General features: G+C 56.7%; 18 protein-coding genes and 1 pseudogene. 8 read left to right on the plus strand and 11 right to left on the minus strand.

Translation table 11 applies throughout. From position 1 onward, the window contains the following. Positions 1 to 69: 69 nt before the first annotated feature. The gene (locus HMPREF1534_RS20880; RefSeq protein ID WP_258462295.1) at positions 70 to 717 is read left to right on the plus strand and encodes a hypothetical protein; all 648 of its coding nucleotides are present in this window, start codon (positions 70 to 72) and stop codon (positions 715 to 717) included. Here the strand turns inward: HMPREF1534_RS20880 and HMPREF1534_RS17400 are convergent. The 10 genes and pseudogenes from HMPREF1534_RS17400 to HMPREF1534_RS17360 all read right to left on the minus strand — a co-directional run bounded on the left by HMPREF1534_RS17400 (position 680) and on the right by HMPREF1534_RS17360 (position 9,290). Beyond that, on the minus strand, positions 680 to 1,132 hold the full coding sequence (locus tag HMPREF1534_RS17400; protein WP_005936078.1) for a hypothetical protein: 453 nt from the start codon (positions 1,130 to 1,132) through the stop codon (positions 680 to 682). The two genes, HMPREF1534_RS20880 and HMPREF1534_RS17400, sit on opposite strands and share 38 nt — an antisense overlap. Positions 1,133 to 1,143: 11 nt before the next feature. Beyond that, complete coding sequence (locus tag HMPREF1534_RS17395) at positions 1,144 to 4,668, minus strand: hypothetical protein (protein ID WP_005936081.1); 3,525 nt, start codon at positions 4,666 to 4,668, stop codon at positions 1,144 to 1,146. A gap of 6 nt (positions 4,669 to 4,674) precedes the next feature. Further along, complete coding sequence (locus HMPREF1534_RS17390) at positions 4,675 to 4,977, minus strand: hypothetical protein (protein ID WP_005936084.1); 303 nt, start codon at positions 4,975 to 4,977, stop codon at positions 4,675 to 4,677. Further along, positions 4,974 to 5,426 (minus strand): hypothetical protein, encoded by a 453-nt coding sequence (locus tag HMPREF1534_RS17385; RefSeq protein ID WP_018452625.1) that lies wholly within the window; start codon positions 5,424 to 5,426, stop codon positions 4,974 to 4,976. Before HMPREF1534_RS17385 ends, HMPREF1534_RS17390 begins: the two co-directional genes overlap by 4 nt. Before the next feature lie 7 nt (positions 5,427 to 5,433). Further along, positions 5,434 to 5,943 (minus strand): hypothetical protein, encoded by a 510-nt coding sequence (locus HMPREF1534_RS17380; RefSeq protein ID WP_005936090.1) that lies wholly within the window; start codon positions 5,941 to 5,943, stop codon positions 5,434 to 5,436. Between the two features lie 17 nt (positions 5,944 to 5,960). Further along, positions 5,961 to 6,221 (minus strand): hypothetical protein, encoded by a 261-nt coding sequence (locus HMPREF1534_RS0118770; protein ID WP_018452626.1) that lies wholly within the window; start codon positions 6,219 to 6,221, stop codon positions 5,961 to 5,963. Beyond that, entirely contained in the window at positions 6,211 to 6,696 is a 486-nt protein-coding gene (locus HMPREF1534_RS17375; RefSeq protein ID WP_005936093.1) for a hypothetical protein, read from the minus strand. The genes HMPREF1534_RS0118770 and HMPREF1534_RS17375 overlap by 11 nt, the downstream gene beginning before the upstream one ends. A 21-nt stretch (positions 6,697 to 6,717) precedes the next feature. Further along, complete coding sequence (locus HMPREF1534_RS17370) at positions 6,718 to 7,119, minus strand: hypothetical protein (RefSeq protein ID WP_005936096.1); 402 nt, start codon at positions 7,117 to 7,119, stop codon at positions 6,718 to 6,720. Positions 7,120 to 7,147: 28 nt separating this feature from the next. After that, positions 7,148 to 8,083, minus strand: a pseudogene (locus HMPREF1534_RS17365) (hypothetical protein); the annotation flags it as partial. Between the two features lie 148 nt (positions 8,084 to 8,231). Further along, positions 8,232 to 9,290, minus strand: coding sequence for a head maturation protease, ClpP-related (locus tag HMPREF1534_RS17360; RefSeq protein WP_005936102.1), 1,059 nt, complete (start codon positions 9,288 to 9,290; stop codon positions 8,232 to 8,234). A 242-nt stretch (positions 9,291 to 9,532) separates the two neighbouring features. Between HMPREF1534_RS17360 and HMPREF1534_RS17355 the strand changes: the two genes are divergently transcribed. The 7 genes from HMPREF1534_RS17355 to HMPREF1534_RS17325 all read left to right on the plus strand — a co-directional run bounded on the left by HMPREF1534_RS17355 (position 9,533) and on the right by HMPREF1534_RS17325 (position 15,809). Further along, a complete protein-coding gene (locus HMPREF1534_RS17355; protein WP_005936105.1) occupies positions 9,533 to 9,976 on the plus strand; it encodes a YfeC-like transcriptional regulator in 444 nt (147 codons plus the stop codon). Continuing rightward, positions 9,973 to 11,499 carry a hypothetical protein gene (locus HMPREF1534_RS17350; RefSeq protein WP_005936107.1) on the plus strand — a complete coding sequence of 509 codons (1,527 nt, stop codon included), beginning with the start codon at positions 9,973 to 9,975 and terminating at the stop codon, positions 11,497 to 11,499. The genes HMPREF1534_RS17355 and HMPREF1534_RS17350 overlap by 4 nt, the downstream gene beginning before the upstream one ends. A 22-nt stretch (positions 11,500 to 11,521) precedes the next feature. Further along, a complete protein-coding gene (locus HMPREF1534_RS17345) occupies positions 11,522 to 11,947 on the plus strand; it encodes a phage protein Gp36 family protein (RefSeq protein WP_005936110.1) in 426 nt (141 codons plus the stop codon). 32 nt (positions 11,948 to 11,979) lie between these two features. Beyond that, positions 11,980 to 13,344, plus strand: coding sequence for a phage portal protein family protein (locus HMPREF1534_RS17340; protein ID WP_005936113.1), 1,365 nt, complete (start codon positions 11,980 to 11,982; stop codon positions 13,342 to 13,344). Then, positions 13,344 to 14,630, plus strand: a complete 1,287-nt coding sequence (locus HMPREF1534_RS17335) for an LPD3 domain-containing protein (protein WP_005936116.1) — start codon at positions 13,344 to 13,346, stop codon at positions 14,628 to 14,630. Before HMPREF1534_RS17340 ends, HMPREF1534_RS17335 begins: the two co-directional genes overlap by 1 nt. A 106-nt stretch (positions 14,631 to 14,736) precedes the next feature. Then, positions 14,737 to 15,360: a phage virion morphogenesis protein gene (locus HMPREF1534_RS17330; RefSeq protein WP_005936119.1), complete on the plus strand. Its 624-nt coding sequence runs from the start codon at positions 14,737 to 14,739 to the stop codon at positions 15,358 to 15,360. 8 nt (positions 15,361 to 15,368) lie between these two features. Continuing rightward, positions 15,369 to 15,809: a hypothetical protein gene (locus HMPREF1534_RS17325; RefSeq protein WP_005936121.1), complete on the plus strand. Its 441-nt coding sequence runs from the start codon at positions 15,369 to 15,371 to the stop codon at positions 15,807 to 15,809. On the opposite strand, the gene HMPREF1534_RS17320 is transcribed toward HMPREF1534_RS17325, so the two are convergent. Continuing rightward, on the minus strand, positions 15,806 to 16,042 hold the full coding sequence (locus tag HMPREF1534_RS17320; RefSeq protein WP_005936123.1) for a hypothetical protein: 237 nt from the start codon (positions 16,040 to 16,042) through the stop codon (positions 15,806 to 15,808). The two genes, HMPREF1534_RS17325 and HMPREF1534_RS17320, sit on opposite strands and share 4 nt — an antisense overlap. Between the last annotated feature and the right edge of the window lie 70 nt (positions 16,043 to 16,112).

Here is a 16,112-nt window from a genome sequence, read left to right on the forward strand (position 1 = left end):
CGGGATGAGCCGCGTGAACCACTTGACGGCGTTGGTGTTCTCCTGCTGCGTCAGGCCCGTTTTAAGCCCTTGCATATAGCCCAGCGTAACCCGCTCGCCACGCTCGCACCGGCACAGATTCAGGTATTCGCCGTCCACCCACCACTCGGTCTCGAACGCCTGCGCTATCTCGTTCAGCGCGTCCCGGCAATAGAGGCCGTTGAAGTTGACGGCCTTGCGGTCACCGGCGATGGCATCGCCCACTTTCCACACCACCCCGTCGGTGTTGCGGTTCAGGTTCTGCACCGCCTTCTGCAGGAAGTCCATGGGCGTGCCGTCGTAGGCGAAGACGGATTCAAGATCGTCCTCTCCTTGATTCAACCGGCAGAAAAGCAGGTCTTCCGCATCATGTTCCCGTCCGTGGAACTTCACGTTGTAGGTGTACTTCTGCTTGTCCGTCTGTCGGGGACGATACTCCTTCTTTATCTTGAAGGTTTGTCCGTCCACCCGTATGTAGTCGCCCACGGACAGGACGAAGAACTCCCAGGTGGTGAAGTTTACCGTGACGGTGTTCTCCACGCCTATCTCTTGCGCCCACTGCGAGGACGAGTCCGGACTTACCGTCTTTTTTACTTTTCCTGCTATATCATAGATGATCAGCTCCATTTTAAACGCTATTTAATCATTGTTCGAAGATTGTTTAAATGCTTGGTTCCGGCTCGCGGAACTTCGCCTTGAAGATACATGCGTATTTTCCCTGCGCCGTAGGCCGCGGATACCATGCGGGCACCTGCGGTTCGGACAGGTGCATTCTATAGTCACGCATACCTTTCAGCCCGAAAACGAGCCAGCCCGATTTCAATGCCGTCAGCAAAGCGGAGTAACGTGACTCCAACGATGCCTCCGTATCACCCGTGACCATGAATTGCAAGGTTCGGTCTATCGCCTCGAAACAAGGGACCGGCAGCACGTCGGGCAGCTGCTCTCCGTTCCGCTCGCGAAACGACACAGCGGTGTAGGGTTTCATCTTCGGCATCTTGCGCAGCTCGTCCATGTTGACGTGCTCGGTGGCCGACACCTCGCAGAGGTACGCGCCGTAGTCCGTCCACGCGTCCTTGCCGTTTATCGTCATATATCCTGTCATATCTTCCATATCCTGTCACATCACATGGTTATTTTAAAGCGGTTCGCCTCCCAGCGTTTCATGATTTCCAGCAGCGGCTCCAGCATCTTGCAGTACGCCGTGTTGGCGGCTATCTCGGCAAAGACTGCACTGTCCGCCTCGCGTCCCTTCTTCAGCTCCTCCAGCAGGATGCCGAAGGATATCATCTTGTCCAGCATGTTGTTTCCGATACCCACCAGCTCGTTGCCGGTCTCTTCGGTAATGTTGCTTATGGCACCGCTTCTTCCAGCCTGAGAACTTGAAGAAGAAGGAGCAGACCAACCGAAATCTTTCATTATCCGTTCGCGTTCTTCCATCATGTCCTTCACTATGCGGTCATACGTTTCACGCAACGCATCCGCTTCCTTATCGTTCAGTTCCTTGTCACTTTCAGCCATATCCGCCCATGAAGCATACAAACTCTCTATGTCTTTTTTATATTTTCCCGCCACTAATGCGGAGAAGATGGCATTCTGCAAATATTTCTCGAAGTTCCTGGCAAAGTCCTCCGAAGTGGCGTCCAAGTCGGACAGGGTGGAAACAAAGCTGTCATAAAAACTGTCGAAATCCATTTTTGTAAGTGCCTCCTTGCGTGATTCCTGCACTTCCTGCCAGGCTTCTTCGCTCTCAATGATTTGATTCAGATATTCTTGCGTGTCCTGATGGAGTTCTCCCCAAAAGACGGAGGCTTCATCGCGCAGTTTCACCAGTTGTTCATAGGTCAGGTCGAACAGTCCCGTCATGCGTCCGTCCGAAATCTTGGTGAAATCGCTTCCCAGTGCCTTGCGTGCCTGCTCCCAAGCGGAAGACGAAATGTTTTTCCGCTGTTTTGTCCCTTCGGATGCGGAGGAACCGATGCCAAATACTCCTTTGCTTGCACCTGAATTTAGATATGCCTTACCCATTTCGCGCGCATAGTCCTGTTGTTTCCTCAACAGTTCACGCGCCTTTTCGTAAGAGTTGTCCGCATTGGCGAAATCATCCGCCTCCATGGAAGCAACCAGTTCCTTTTGTTTGCTGATGACTTGGTCCAGCACATCCATGTAGCTTTCGTATTTTTCTTTTGCCTCTTCATACCGCTTGCGTGACTTCTCACCGCCAAAGTCGGCACCAAACAAACTTCCGAACGTCTTGATCACACCGCCTGCCGAGCCTAACGCTCCCGCTATCATTCCGGCTATGTCACCGTTTTGCGCCGCGCTCACCACGTTGTTGATGCCTTCGCTCATGGCGCCGAACCCTTCCACCATGCCGCGGATATCTTCCCCCACTTCAACACCCAGCATGTCGAAAGTGGAAATGATGGAATTGGCGGCATCGGATATCCGGCTTATTTCGGACGATACGCCACTCATGGACTTGACCAGTCCCGACAAGGCTTCCTTGCGCTTTTTCTGTGCGGCGGTCAGCTTGTCTTCCGCTTCCTTTTGCGTGAGCAGGCGGCGGGTCACTTCTCCTGTCTCCTCGTCGTATTCTTCGATGATGAGCGAACCGAACTTCTGCACTTGGTTCAGCTCCGTCTGTGCCTTTTCCACTTCCGCCTGTGCGGTGCGGTAATCGGCCAGGTCCTTTTTCAGCTCCCGGAAAGGTTGTCGGCCTTTTATTTCAAAGTCGATATCCTTGAAGGCGTCCTGAAGGTTCTTTAAATCATCGGGCTTTAAATCCTTGGCGGAATTATTGATGAACTCCTTCAGCTTGTCGCGAAGAACAGCCAGTGCCTCCGTGCCCTGTGCGTCAAGGTCGCCGAAGATGCCGGCGAAGTCGATGCTGTTCTTGAACTCCTTCATGTTCAACTCGCGCAGGTCGGCCTCCAGTTCCTTTCCCAGCGATGCACGTTCACCTTCCGTCAGTCCTTCCTGCATCATCTTCAGGTTGTATTCGCGGGTAACCGCCAGACGTTTCTGTTGGTAGGTGCCGTATTCCTTGTTATAGTCTATCCATGACTGTATGTTCTTGTCCTGCCATTCCTTCTCGATGTCGTAATATTCCTTGATGTATTTCTCCGTAGCCAAGAGCCGGTTCAGCCGGGCGGTGTCCTTCACGCCCTGTTCCTCTTCGGGGGTGATCTTCACACCCTTCTTCTTCCGGGCCTCCTGCATCTTCTGCAGGGTCTCGCGTTCCGTCCGGTCTATGCCGGCTATTTCCTCGTCCAGTTCCCGGCGGGCGATGGCTTTCCGTTTCTTGTACCCCTCCGTCATGACGGCGATGCGTGCCGCCTCCAGTTTCTGCTGGGCGCGGATGCGTGCGTCCGCCAGTTCCTGCCGGTAGTCCAGGGCGGATTTGCCGGTATTCCGTTCCGGGTCCGGGTCTTCGGTCACCTTCTTCCGGATGCCGGCCTTTTTCAAGTCCTCGTCCGCCCGGCGGTTCAGCTCGCGGCTCTTGTCGTAATAGGAATTGTAGTTGGCCAGCCATACCGCCGCTTCCTCTTTGTATCCCTGTATCCTCTTTTCCTTCTGCTTTTCGAAGTCTTCCATCATGGTGTCCGCATCGTATGTGCCTATACCGGCCAGGATGACATCGCCCAATGACATTTCGCGCTGCGCTTCTTCCGCGCCTCGGCTTTCCGCCTGCAGGTATTTCTTGTACGCATCCTTGGCCAGTTCGTCGGCGGCTCCTGCCTGCGCCCGTTTTTTCAGTGCCGCTATAAAAGCGTCCGTGTTGCCTATCAGCAGGTTCTCCGCTTCGCGGACGGAATCGACAGAGACGCCCAGTCTCTCGAACTCGCCTTTTGAGGCGCGGATGAACTTCTGTTGTTTGTCGGCGTCCGTGCCAAGCTCCTTCCATTTGTCCTTCAGCTTTTGATAGGCAAGCACCTGCCCGGCTACAGTGCCCGTGCTCTCACGGTACCCCTCATTCAACTTCTTCTGCGCCTCTGCCATGGACAGGGCTTCTTCCTTGGCGCCGAGCATCTTTTTGACCCACGCCGTTATCTCTTTCCCGTGGGCGATAAACAGGGTGATGCCTACAATGAGTGCCGTCTGTGGGGAGAGCAACGCTTTGCCCAGCTGCTTCCATACCGGCACCGCCTTCTGTCCGGAGGCGCGGAGCAGCTCGTTCTCCTTGCGGACATTGGCGATAGCCTCTGTCAGCATGGGCAGGTTGTTGCTGATGGCCAGGATGAACATCTGCGGACTCAGTGCCAGCGATGGCAGCTCGTGTGCCACCTGCGTGAACTGCAATTTCAGGTTGGCAGCGGTTCTGCCTGCCTTGTCCATGCCGGCGGTCGCCTTATCGTCCACCACCAGTGTCTCGTGTCCTGCCTTCTTCTGCTTCTCCAGTTCCGCCAGTTCCTCCTTCAGTCCCTTCACCATGCCTGTCATGGCCTGTATGTCCGCCATTTGTTTCGGGGACACCACGCCCTGTTCCGCGGCCAGCTTCGCCTTTGCCTGCATCTCCGCCAGTTCCTTCTCCAGCAGCGCGATGACCGACAGGGTGTTCTGTTTCACCCCGTCGATGTTCTTCGCCACCGAGCGGAGTCCCGCACGGGTCAGGTCTTTCATGAATATTTCCAGTTTGATAGGTTCCATATACTTCTACTTGGCTGCGTAATGAGTGAAAAAATCCAGCGGACTGACTCCTTTTCCGGGAGCGGACTCCGGCGGACGGTTGGTTTGGCGGAGCTTGTCCATCTCCTCGAAGTGGCGCACGATCTCGTCGGGCGTCATCTTCTTCTTCTCTACATAGCGGGGTATGTCCATCTGTATCATCATCAGCGTGATGTAGTCCAATTTCAGGATGTAGTCCACGCTCCATCCCGTGGCGCGTGCCACTTCCCCGATGATTCCGAACAGGCTATGAGGCGGTTCGTAATGCCCTGACTCCTGTTTCCTTTTCATTGGCCCATCGTCAGCGGCGCCATCTGGTTGACGGCCTCCGCCGATGCGGTAATGTTGCCGAAAGCCCCCAGCGTGAGCGGGGAGAGTATCCGCATCCATGCCTCCTGCAGGGCCACCGGGTGCATGTACCGCCTGAGCAGCCATGCCACGATGCGGTTCTTCACCCCCGGGGGCGGCCAGCGGCGGGCGATGCCGAATGCCACCATGCGGCTCACCTCCCTGCCGTGTATCACCATGAAGCGGGCTTTCTGCTCGAACGTGTAGCCGTTCAGCTCCTCGGCGGTGACACCCATCTTCAGATACATGCGCGAGATGCGCAGCAGGTCTTCCGTGCTGGGTATCCTCATCGTGATGCGGACGGTGCCCAGCAGGGTCTGCAACGGCAGGCTGATGCCTCCTCCCAGCAGGGCGGTGGCACCCAGCAGTTCAGTTTCCTTGGGACTCATCATGCCTCAATCATGCTTCCGCCCCCGCGTCCGGAGCGGCATCGGCGGGTGGAACAATCTTGTACCGTTCGCCACCGGTGGCGGGCTTCATCATGTCCACACGGAATCCGAATGCCAGCACGTTGCTCATGTTCAGTCCGTTCTGCAGTCCGTTCTTGGACACGCGGGCGTTGGGAATAGTGAACGTGTGTCCCGAATGCGTCTTGATATCCATGGGTCCTGTGCCCATCATGACAGCGGGCGGTGTCCACGAGTCATCCGCCGCGCCTTTGGTGCCGCCGATGACGTCAACGAGGTTCTCGGCCTTCAGCTGTATCAGGTTGAAGGTAAAGGCGTCGCTGCCGGGATTGGTCATGATACTGTCCACCGGGCCGTCCTGCACCTGTGCCGCATGCACGTCCATGAAGGAGGGCGCGTTGCCAGCAGGCTGCATGCCCTGTTCGTCTATGTAGCCTATCACTTTTTCTTTGAATTTCACCTCGGCCACGCCGTAGATGATTCCGTTGCTTTTGTCTGCCATATTCTTTGAGTTTAAAATTAGAAATAGAGTTTTAAACGCCGCTTGAGGACTGTCAGAACAAGTCCCAAACAGCACACGCCCACCGCTATCCGTCCGGTGTGTATCCAGAACCATTGCCAGCCTGTAGGCTCATGCACGACCACTTCCGGAGGCTTGATATCCTGTTCCTGCAACTCGTTGCGGATGCGGATGATTTCCTCTTCCAGCTGCCGGCAGCGGCGCTGTATGCTGTCGCAGGCCGATTCCACCACGAGGTTGTTGTCTTCGTCACGCCCCACCTGCACCGAGGCCTGTCCGCTGCGTGCCGTGTAGCGTGCCCCTTCCGGGAGGCGGAGCACACTGTCCATCGGCACTTTCAGACTGACCCGGCTTTCGGGAATTGCCTCTTGCCACGTGAGTGTTCTTCTTACGCTTTGCAGGCTGTCGCACCGGACGGATGTCCGTTCCGTGGTCAGGTTCTTCTGCCCCCTGCAGCTCGCCGCGCATAGGGCAGTCGCGATAATGAGGGCAGGCAACAGCCTTCTGAATGGTGCGGTTAAGGTCGCGCACCGCCTTGTATAACTTGATGTTCTCATTCTGTAAGTCCAGTAAGGTGTCCGAAAGGTTGTCGTACATCTGTTTGTAGGCATCGTTGCGCTCTTTGGATGCCGCCGCCTTCCGGTTGTCCTTGGTTTTTATCCACACCAGCAGAGCGGTTACGCATCCGGGCGTGAACAGGAAATTCAGGACTTGTAAAATTCCGTCTGCTGTCATGGTCTGTTCTTTTTTTCTTGTTTACAATAGGTCCCAGCCCGCTTCCACTTCTTTCCTGTCGGCGGGCACTCCGTTTTCTACCTTGCTGATGGCTGCCGCCATGGCGGTCAGGGTGGCCTTGTCGTCCACGTCGGGGACATAGACCGAAGGCACCTGCATGTCGCGGCACACGCTGCGTATGTAGGCTCCGGTGTTGTTCTCGCACTCGGGCGCCCAGCGGGTGATGAAGTCCGCCACCGTGTGGCACTTGTGCTTGCGGCGGTAGTTCTGGAGGGTGCGCATCAGAGCACGGTAGCCCCATCTCATTTCGGTGAACTGGAAAAATTCCTTGTCCGCCTGCACCGGGCGCAGCCCCTGCCACTTGTCTTTCGACAGGCGCAGGTTGCCCGGGTTACAGTTTCTCAGTCCTCTGCTCTGTGCCATGGCGTCATCCCTCTCCGGCTGTCGCCTTCTTGAACACAGGTACCGCGCGCTTGTCCAGTACCACAAATTCCTCACCGAAAGCGATGTTGGTATCCGCCTTCATCAGCATTTTGAAAAAATAGAGTTCGGAGGCGGGTGCCAGCTTGTCTATCTGGATCACGTCTTCGTCGTCGCTCAGGTTCACGGCGGCAAACAGGTTGGACGAGGATGCGTTCGGCGAACAGAGGGTGGCCACAATCAGGTCATCGGGCCATGCGGCGAGCGTCTCGATGGGGATACCCTTGTAGCGCATGGCGTTCACATCCGTCTCGCTGGTGTTCTTCGCCTCACGTGCGGTCAGCTCGTCATCATACTTGTCAAAGTCATTGATGGACATGATGATGCGCAATGCGGGGTTGTTGCGGATGGCGACAGGGATGGCCTTGCGCAACGCTTTCAGCCTGCCCAGCATGGTGGTCTCGGCGCTTTCCGCGATAATGATGTCCGTATCCTTGGCCGCCTGCGTCAGAATACCGTTCATCAGCTTCGTGGCGTCATCGCCATATTCACCGTTCACGTACAGGTCGCCCAGCTCGAAAGTCACCTGTTTGGACAGTTCCTCCAGCAGCTTGTTCTGCACTTCGGCCGGCAGTTCGCGGAACACCATCTGCCCTTTGGGTTGGAACGGACGCCATACCGCTTCGAAAGCGATGGGGTCGAACACGGTGAAAGCCATCATGTCGTGCGGTTCCAGTTGTTTCTCGCTGTAGTCAAAATCCCCTTTGCTGTTGGCCAGCTGCGGGTTCTTGTTGCGCTTCTGCAGCATCTTTCCCGATTTGATGCGCGGGATGGATACAGCCTTGTTGATGTTGGGGATGACGCAGAGCAGTCCCTTCTCCACGATCTCGTTGCCGGTAGCGGCCAGCGTGAGGAGGGTTTCCAGCACCTCGCCGCTATAATTGGTGTTTTTTACATTCAGAGCCATTTCTTCTCGGATTAAAAATTATAAGTTGAAAATTAAAACTAGCGTCACATTTTGATGCTTTGGCGCGGGCGGATATAAGCGCCCGTATTCTTGCCGGAGGACACCGTACTGCCGATGCGCACTCCTTTCGGGGGTTGTGTCTTCATGGTCAGCGGTGTTGGTAGCGGTTTCGTATCTCCGCCTGTTTTCGTTCCCACGTCGAGTCGGCTTCCGGCTTCGGGTTGCCCAGTTCGTTTTTCAGCAGGCGTTTCTGTCTCAAAGCCTTCAGTGCCGTCATTCCGTTCTTGAAGTCCGCTTTCAGCAGGTTCTTGTACGTATCCTTTTGCCCGGCGTCGATGCGTCCGTCCGCCACGGCTTCTTCCACGGCGGTGTCGATGCGTTCCGCCTCCGCCTGTTCCATCTGCGCCTTCAGTGTGCCGTTCTCTTCTTTCAGTGTACTGTTCTCTGTCTCCAGCAGGTCTGCCTGGTCGGCACGTGCCGCCGTTTCGCCCAGCATGGCCAGGGCCGCCGTTTCGTCCGCACAGTTGGCGAAGCGTGGAATCTTCTTAAAATCTTCTAATTTCATGTCATTATCTGATTGTGGCTGTTGCCGGAAAGACTCCAGCCGGTTAGTAAATATGCGGTAAATGTCATCGGTGGTGCTGCCGTCCGGTACGGACTCCTCTACGTCGTAGATGGCGTCCACCAGCCCCATGGCCAGCGCTTCATCGGCTTTCAGCCAATGATCCTTGCCGTCAAAGTATTCGGCCTTCACCTCGTCCGGGGTCTTTCCGCAACGGTGGGAGATGATTTCCCCGATGGTGTTCTCCAGGCTCTCCAACTCGCGTATCATATCCCTCAGGTCATCCTTGTTGCCGTAGCATCCGCCGCTCACGTTGTGCAGCATGATGCGTGCGTAGCGGCTCATCTCCACCCTCCGTTCGCACAGGGCGATGACCCCCGCTATGCTGGCGGCGATGCCGTCTATGTAGATGGTCACGTTGCTCCGGCACCGGCGGATGGCGTTGAAAATGGCGATGCCGGGATACACGTCGCCGCCCACCGAGTTGATGCGGATGTTCAGGTTGCGGTAGCTTCCGTCCAGGTATAGCAGTTCGTTCACTACGTCGCGGCTAGAGATTTTCCCCTCGCCGCCCTCGTCGTTCACCTCGCCGTAAAGCAGCAGGCAGGCGGTGTCTTCGTTCAATATGGATTTGAATACTGTCATGGGTCTGTCGTTCTTTTCCGGCGAAATTAGGGTGTCCGCCCCGGCCGCGCAAAAAAGTGTGTAACCCTTCCACGCAAGCGCGCAACGGATGTGCACAACCTTGCAAGCCTTTCACGTTTTTTTCCGTACCCCGCCGATTCTATGAAACTTTGCGCCGACCGTAGGGGCGGGGGGGCCCGTCCGGCAACATACACCGTAGGGGCGGACACATGGGTCCACCCGACAACATAAAGCAGAGAATTATGGCAGATTTGACATCACAGCAGAAAAAGGAATGGGCGGGCATGCTCTACATCAAGGACAGCCTCACCCAGCAGGAGATAGCCGAGAAAGTGGGAGTCTCCCGCCAGACCGTCGCCCGGTGGGCGAAAGAGGAGAAATGGGAGGAACACAAGGTAGGCGTGACCCTGACCCGCGAACAGCAGATAGCCAACCTGCACCGGCAGGTGGCGGAAATAAACAAGGTGATCGCCTCGAGGGAGGACGGACAGCGTTACGCCAATGCCGCCGAGGCGGACACCATCAACAAGCTGTCCGCCGCCATCAAGAAACTGGAAACGGACGTAGGTGTCTCGGATATCATCAGCGTGGGCATGAAGTTCGTCAACTGGCTGCGTCCGTATGACCTGGACCGCAGCAAGGAGTATCTGAAATTGTGGGACGCATTCATCAAGGACAGCCTATGAAACTGACACAGAAAGACCGCGACGCCCTGAAAGAGTGGGCGGTGTTCTACGAGGCAGGCATGCGCCGCACCAATCAGGACGTGAACCTCACGCAGGCGGAAATCGCCAAAGAGCTGGAACGGCTGGAGCGTGACCCGGTTGTATGGATCAAGTTCTTTTTCCCCGACTATGCGAAATACGAGTTCGCCCCCTTCCATCTCCGTGCCATCCGCCGCTGCATTCAGCACGACGAATGGTTCGAGGTGCTCAGCTGGGCGCGAAGCCTGGCCAAGAGTACCACGGTGATGTTCATCGTGCTCTATCTGGCACTGACCGGACGGAAACGCAATGTGATGATGGCGAGCGCCACACAGGACAGTGCCGTCCGCCTGCTGGCACCCTACAAGGAGATGCTGGAATGCAACGGACTGATACGCGCCTATTACGGCGCACAGGTCTGTCCGGGCAACTGGGCGGCGGAGGAGTTCATTGCCAAGTGCGGCTGTTCCTTCCGTGCCGTAGGGGCGGGCAATGCACCGCGCGGCAGCCGTAACGGGGCTGTCCGTCCCGATGTGCTGCTGGTGGACGACTTCGACACCGACGAGGCGGTGCGCAACCCCGACACCGTGCAGAAGAACTGGGAGTGGTGGGAAAAGGCGCTCTATCCCACGCGTGACCCCGCCAACCCCGTACTGGTGGTGTTCTGCGGCAATATTATCGCCCGCGACTGCTGCGTGACCCGGGCCGGAGCGATGGCCGATCATTGGGATGTGGTGAACATACGCGACAAGGACGGACACAGCACATGGCCTCAGAAGAACACCGAGAAACAGATAGATGAGGTGCTGGCCAAGATCAGCACCTCCGCCCAGCAGACGGAGTATTTCAACAACCCCGTGACCGAAGGCGAGGTGTTCAAGGAACTGACCTACGGCCGGGTGCCCGCCCTGACGAAATTCAAGTTCCTGGTAGTTTACGGCGACCCCGCGCCCGGCGAGAACAAGACCAGGAACTCCTCCACCAAGGGCTGCATCCTAATGGGCATGACCGGACAGAAGCTCTACATCATCAAGGTGCGTCTGGACCGCGGGCTGAATGCCGAGTTCATCGACTGGTACGTGCAGCTGCTGGAGTACGTGAACGGCAAAGTGCCCGTGTATTGCTACATGGAGAACAACAAGCTGCAGGACCCCTTTTTCCAGCAGGTGTTCAAGCCGCTGGTGTCCAAGGTGCGCCGCGAGAGGGACGTGCAGCTCTACATCCACCCCGACGAAGACCGCAAGACGGAGAAGGGAACCCGTATAGAGGCCAATCTGGAACCGCTGAACCGCGAGGGCAACCTGATTCTGAACGAGGCCGAGAAAAACGACCCGCACATGAAACGCCTGGACGACCAGTTCCGCCTGTTCACCCTGCGGATGAAGTTTCCCGCCGACGGCCCCGACTGTGTGGAAGGCGGCCTGCGCGTATTGAAGAAAAAGACACAGCAACTGGAACCGGTGCAGGTGATGCACACCCGCAAGCACGGCAGCCGGAGACTATGACATTTATAAAAAAGACATAACCATGAGTAAATTCATCACCCCCGAAGACTATGACGCCAGCATCCACCGCGAGATACTGGACGCCCTGACCCGGAACGACGACACCCTTGTCGAGATATGTGAAGACCGTGCCGTCTCCGAGATGCGCGGCTACCTCAGTGCGCGTTACGACACGGACACCCTTTTCAGCGCGGAAGGCAGCGCACGCCATCCGCTGGTGCTGATGATGGCGCTGGACATCACCGTCTACCACCTGTTCTGCATCCACAACCCCCAGAAACTCTCGCAAGTGCGGGAAGACCGGTACGAGCGTGCCGTGGAATGGCTGCGCCAGGTGGCGAAGTGCCAGATCAACATAGACGGCGCACCGCCCCTGCCCGATACGGAATCCCGGCAGGGACTTCCCTGGAAGATGCGGAGCAACCCCAAACGCCGCAACCGGCTTTAATTTTCAATGTCTAATCCTCAACCCCAAGAAGTATGAAACTGATCGATAAAATCCCCCTGCTGCGCAACTACCGCACCGCCGCTTCCCACAAACAGGGACGGCGCATCACCGAGGGCGGCAACTTCCGCCCCGGCACTACCATCACCCTGACCGCCCCGCGCCGTTTTTCCTTTGACATGGACGCCTACAAGTCCGCCCTGCGCGGAGCGGAGGATGTGGACTTCACCCGCCGCGTCCGCCTGTACGACCTCTATAACGACACACTGCTGGACCCCCACCTGTTCTGCGTGGCGCAAAAACGGAAGTCCGGTGTGCTGGGCCGCAAGATAGAGTTCCGCCGGAACGGCATGCCAGACGACCGGGTGAACGAGCAGATATCCAGTCCGTGGTTCCTGCGCTTCATCGAGGATGCGCTGGACGCACAGTTCTGGGGATTTACCCTGCTGCAATTCTACCTCAACGAAAAGGGCTGGATAGATTACTACTGCGTGCCGCGCAAGCATGTGGACCCGGTGCGGCGGCTCATCAAGCACCGCCAGGACAACATCACCGGCGAGCCTTTCGACGCCTACGGCGACCTGCTGATGATATGCGGAAAGGAACCGCTGGGCATCCTGGCACGCACCGCCCCGTATGTGCTCTACAAGCGCGGCACCATGAACGACTGGGCGGAGTTCTCCGAATTGTTCGGCATGCCCATACGCAAATACACCTACGACTCCTCCGACCCCGAGTCCGTGAGCGCCGCCATGGATGCCGCCGCCGGCCAGGGAGGGGCGAATGTCTACTTCTGCCCGTCGGACAGCAATCTGGAATTCATCGAATCGAACAACAAGACCGGCAGCAGCGAACTCTACGCCTCGCTGGTGGACCGCTGCAATGCCGAGATGAGCAAAGCCGTGCTGGGCAACACCCTCACCACCGAAGCCAGCGAGACAGGCACACAGGCACTGGGCACGGTGCACGACAAGGTGGAGCAGGAACTGGCAGACCAGGACGCGCTCTTCATCCTCAACCTGCTGAACTATGACATGACCGACCAGTTCGCCGCCCTTGGCGTGAACACCGAAGGCGGGGAGTTTGTCTACGTGGAAGCCGAGGATACGGCCGATGTCACCGCCAAGGCCGCCTTGCTGGAGAAAGCCGTGACCGTGTTCCATCTGCCTCTGGGCGATGACTACCTGTACGAACAGCTCAAGGTGGAGAAGCCGGACAACTACGAACAACTGAAAGCGGAACAGGCGGCACAACGCAGCGAGAACCGGCAGCCCTTTCCCTCCGTAGGGGCGGACCCATGTGTCCGCCCGGATACTCAAGTCAAAGCACATCCCCAAAACCGCTCAGACCGTTTTTTCGCCCACGCCCCGCAACCCGAAGACGGGGCTTTAGACTGGTAATGAACGACCTGTACGGGCTTCCCGACCTGGACGAACTGGATTATATGGGCGACACCGTCAGCCCCCTGCAGGCGAAAGCCGAAGACGACGAGTCCGTAGCGTCGTCTTTCCGTTTTGACAAGGATACACTGCTTGCCTCCTTGAAGCGCATCTACGGCGGACAGCTGGACGTGTCCTCCGAGGTGGAGGAAGGCCTGTGGCAGGAAGTGTACCGCATCCTGTCCGAAGCCTCGGACACCGGACTGGCAGAGAGCGGTGCGGTGGTATCCACCGGCTTCCGCCGGCAGGTGGCTTACCACACAGCCGCGTTCAGTGCCTTCAAGGTGCACCGGATGCAGAATGATATCGCCGCCCGGCTTCATGATTCGAACGGTGTTCTCAAACCGTTTAAAGGTTGGTTGAACGATGTGCAGCCTATGCTGGACCACCATACAGACTCGTGGCTCCGCACGGAGTATGACACCGCGGTCATCCGCATGCATCAGGCGGCGGACTGGCAGCGCTTTGAGGAGGACGCGGATATCCTGCCCAATCTGGAATGGATGCCCAGCACCAGCGCGCATCCCGGAGCGGACCACCGCCTCTTCTGGGGGACGGTGCTTCCGGTGAACGATTCTTTCTGGAACCGCCACCGCCCCGGCGACCGCTGGAACTGCAAGTGCTGGCTGAAAAACACCGATGCCCCGGTGACAAAAGTGCCCGACGGTGGAGACGCTCCGAAAGACCGCCCCTCACCGGGACTGGACAATAACCCGGGCGTGGACGGCAAGCTGTTCGGTGACTCGCATCCGTATGTGGCGAAGGCTTATCCGGGGGCGGAGAAGGCGGTGCGGAAATTCATAGCGGAGAAGGTGAAGGAGGGGACGGTGATAAAGGTGGAGGCGAAGGTCTCTGCTCTGGAAAAGGAGAAGATAAAGGCACGCACAAAGGAATTGAGAAAGGAGGCGGCCGTTTTAAAGGAAGAGTCTTTCGTCAACAAGGACTTTCACAAGGAAATGCACATCACAGGACGTGGTATCAAGGAATGGCTGAACCAGCCGCATGAGCACTATGCCCAAAAGAACGAACTGCTACTGGATATAAATAACGTGATGAAAAAGGCAAAGTATCTGGGGTATGGAAATGACAAGCACGACCCGTCCGTAAAAGCACATTTGTTTGAAATTGAAATTGTAGGGGACAAATCTTGGATTATTGTCCGTGAGCTGAATCCTTCCAGATGTGAAATTTACAGTATATCGGACAGCTCTAATATTCTGAGAATAATAAAAGAGCCGACCTCTTAAAAAGGGTTCCGCGGAACTACAATCCGCAGCCTTTTTAGGAAATCAGCTCCTTGTTTTGCAAATATACGACTAATTATTTAATAACCAATTATATTGAACGAAAAACATGACTCCCGAACAACTGATCCGAACCTTGGAGCAACGTGTCGCCCGGCTGGGCGATTACCTGAAACGCACTGCTCCCCGGCTGGTGGGCGATATCGCCATCAACCACATCCGCGAGGACTTCGCCCGGGGCGGACTGACCCACAACGGCTTCCGTCCATGGGTCAAGACACGCCGCCAGCAGTCGGGCGGAACATCCGCATCCTCGCAATACGGCCCCCTACTCAGCAAACGGAACCACCTGATGCACAGCATCGACAAGCAGACCGGCGAGGGCCGGGTAACCGTCTACACCGATGTGCCCTACGCCGCCATCCATAACCGTGGTGGCACGCTGCACCCCAAGGTCACTCCCAAAATGCGGAAATTCGCCTGGGCGATGTACTACAAGGAGACCGGCATCACCCGCAAGATGAAACGCGGCGGCAAGGCACGGAAGAACCGGCAGCTGAACGAAAGCGAGGAAGCCAAGAACTGGAAACGCCTGGCATTGACCCGGAAGACGCAACTCAACATCCGCATTCCCCGGCGGCAGTTCATGCCCGACATCCCCGGACCGGAACTGGTGCGGAAAATCAACACCCGGCTGGACGCTGACATCGAAAAGATTATGAACCCTAAATAAGAATAGACATGGAACAATTATTCAACGACCTGCAAAAGCATATAGCCCTGAAGCTGGGCAACGAGATAATCCTGATAGACGAGGACTACGGACAGCTGGAGGCGCTGATGAACGGCGAGGACCAATACCCCGTCACCTTTCCCTGTGTGCTGATAAGCATGCCCGAAGTGAAATGGAGCTCCCTTGGCGGAGACGCCCAGCGCGGCACCTGCCTGATGACCGTGCGCCTGGCTTTCGACTGCTACGATGACACCCGTTATGGCAGCGGGCAGGAAGGAAAGGCGGCGGAACGCATGTCGCTGTCCCGGCAGCTGAACAGGAACATCCACCTGTGGAGATTTGAGGGATGCTCCAGGGTGATGGAGCGGAAGAGCACCCGCGGATATTCCCTGCCCGGAGGCGTCAAGGTGTACGAACATGTCTACGAGACCGAAATGATAGAATCCTAGAACAGTGACAGCTGCGTATTGATGCTTTTCAGCCCCTCAATGATGCGCGGCTCCGCACTGGCATTGATGATGTTGTAAAACGTCTTTTCGCAGATGTGGTATTTCGGCCAGATATGACGGCGCAGTATTTCGCGGTTGCTCAGCCCCGAACGGCTGTGCTCGTCGTAGATACGGATGATGTCATCCACCCTGTACAGATAACTGCGGCCTACTATTTTCCTGTGTTTACGCATCTTTTTGCCTTTAAAATGAAAGAAAACCGATAATTTGTCGAACGTCTTGGATTATATCTGATTATGTATG

It is taken from the genome of Phocaeicola massiliensis B84634 = Timone 84634 = DSM 17679 = JCM 13223, assembly GCF_000382445.1.
Taxonomy (GTDB): Bacteria; Bacteroidota; Bacteroidia; order Bacteroidales; family Bacteroidaceae; genus Phocaeicola; species Phocaeicola massiliensis.

What these genes read in the sequence shown, in the direction of transcription:
- HMPREF1534_RS17400 (WP_005936078.1), bottom strand. Translation starts at nt 1,132, where the DNA reads ATGGAAGATATGACAGGATATATGACGATAAACGGCAAGGACGCGTGG.
- HMPREF1534_RS17395 (WP_005936081.1), bottom strand. Translation starts at nt 4,668, where the DNA reads ATGGAACCTATCAAACTGGAAATATTCATGAAAGACCTGACCCGTGCG.
- HMPREF1534_RS17390 (WP_005936084.1), bottom strand. Translation starts at nt 4,977, where the DNA reads ATGAAAAGGAAACAGGAGTCAGGGCATTACGAACCGCCTCATAGCCTG.
- HMPREF1534_RS17385 (WP_018452625.1), bottom strand. Translation starts at nt 5,426, where the DNA reads ATGATGAGTCCCAAGGAAACTGAACTGCTGGGTGCCACCGCCCTGCTG.
- HMPREF1534_RS17380 (WP_005936090.1), bottom strand. Translation starts at nt 5,943, where the DNA reads ATGGCAGACAAAAGCAACGGAATCATCTACGGCGTGGCCGAGGTGAAA.
- HMPREF1534_RS17375 (WP_005936093.1), bottom strand. Translation starts at nt 6,696, where the DNA reads ATGACAGCAGACGGAATTTTACAAGTCCTGAATTTCCTGTTCACGCCC.
- HMPREF1534_RS17370 (WP_005936096.1), bottom strand. Translation starts at nt 7,119, where the DNA reads ATGGCACAGAGCAGAGGACTGAGAAACTGTAACCCGGGCAACCTGCGC.
- HMPREF1534_RS17360 (WP_005936102.1), bottom strand. Translation starts at nt 9,290, where the DNA reads ATGACAGTATTCAAATCCATATTGAACGAAGACACCGCCTGCCTGCTG.
- HMPREF1534_RS17355 (WP_005936105.1), top strand. Translation starts at nt 9,533, where the DNA reads ATGGCAGATTTGACATCACAGCAGAAAAAGGAATGGGCGGGCATGCTC.
- HMPREF1534_RS17350 (WP_005936107.1), top strand. Translation starts at nt 9,973, where the DNA reads ATGAAACTGACACAGAAAGACCGCGACGCCCTGAAAGAGTGGGCGGTG.
- HMPREF1534_RS17345 (WP_005936110.1), top strand. Translation starts at nt 11,522, where the DNA reads ATGAGTAAATTCATCACCCCCGAAGACTATGACGCCAGCATCCACCGC.
- HMPREF1534_RS17340 (WP_005936113.1), top strand. Translation starts at nt 11,980, where the DNA reads ATGAAACTGATCGATAAAATCCCCCTGCTGCGCAACTACCGCACCGCC.
- HMPREF1534_RS17335 (WP_005936116.1), top strand. Translation starts at nt 13,344, where the DNA reads ATGAACGACCTGTACGGGCTTCCCGACCTGGACGAACTGGATTATATG.
- HMPREF1534_RS17330 (WP_005936119.1), top strand. Translation starts at nt 14,737, where the DNA reads ATGACTCCCGAACAACTGATCCGAACCTTGGAGCAACGTGTCGCCCGG.
- HMPREF1534_RS17325 (WP_005936121.1), top strand. Translation starts at nt 15,369, where the DNA reads ATGGAACAATTATTCAACGACCTGCAAAAGCATATAGCCCTGAAGCTG.
- HMPREF1534_RS17320 (WP_005936123.1), bottom strand. Translation starts at nt 16,042, where the DNA reads ATGCGTAAACACAGGAAAATAGTAGGCCGCAGTTATCTGTACAGGGTG.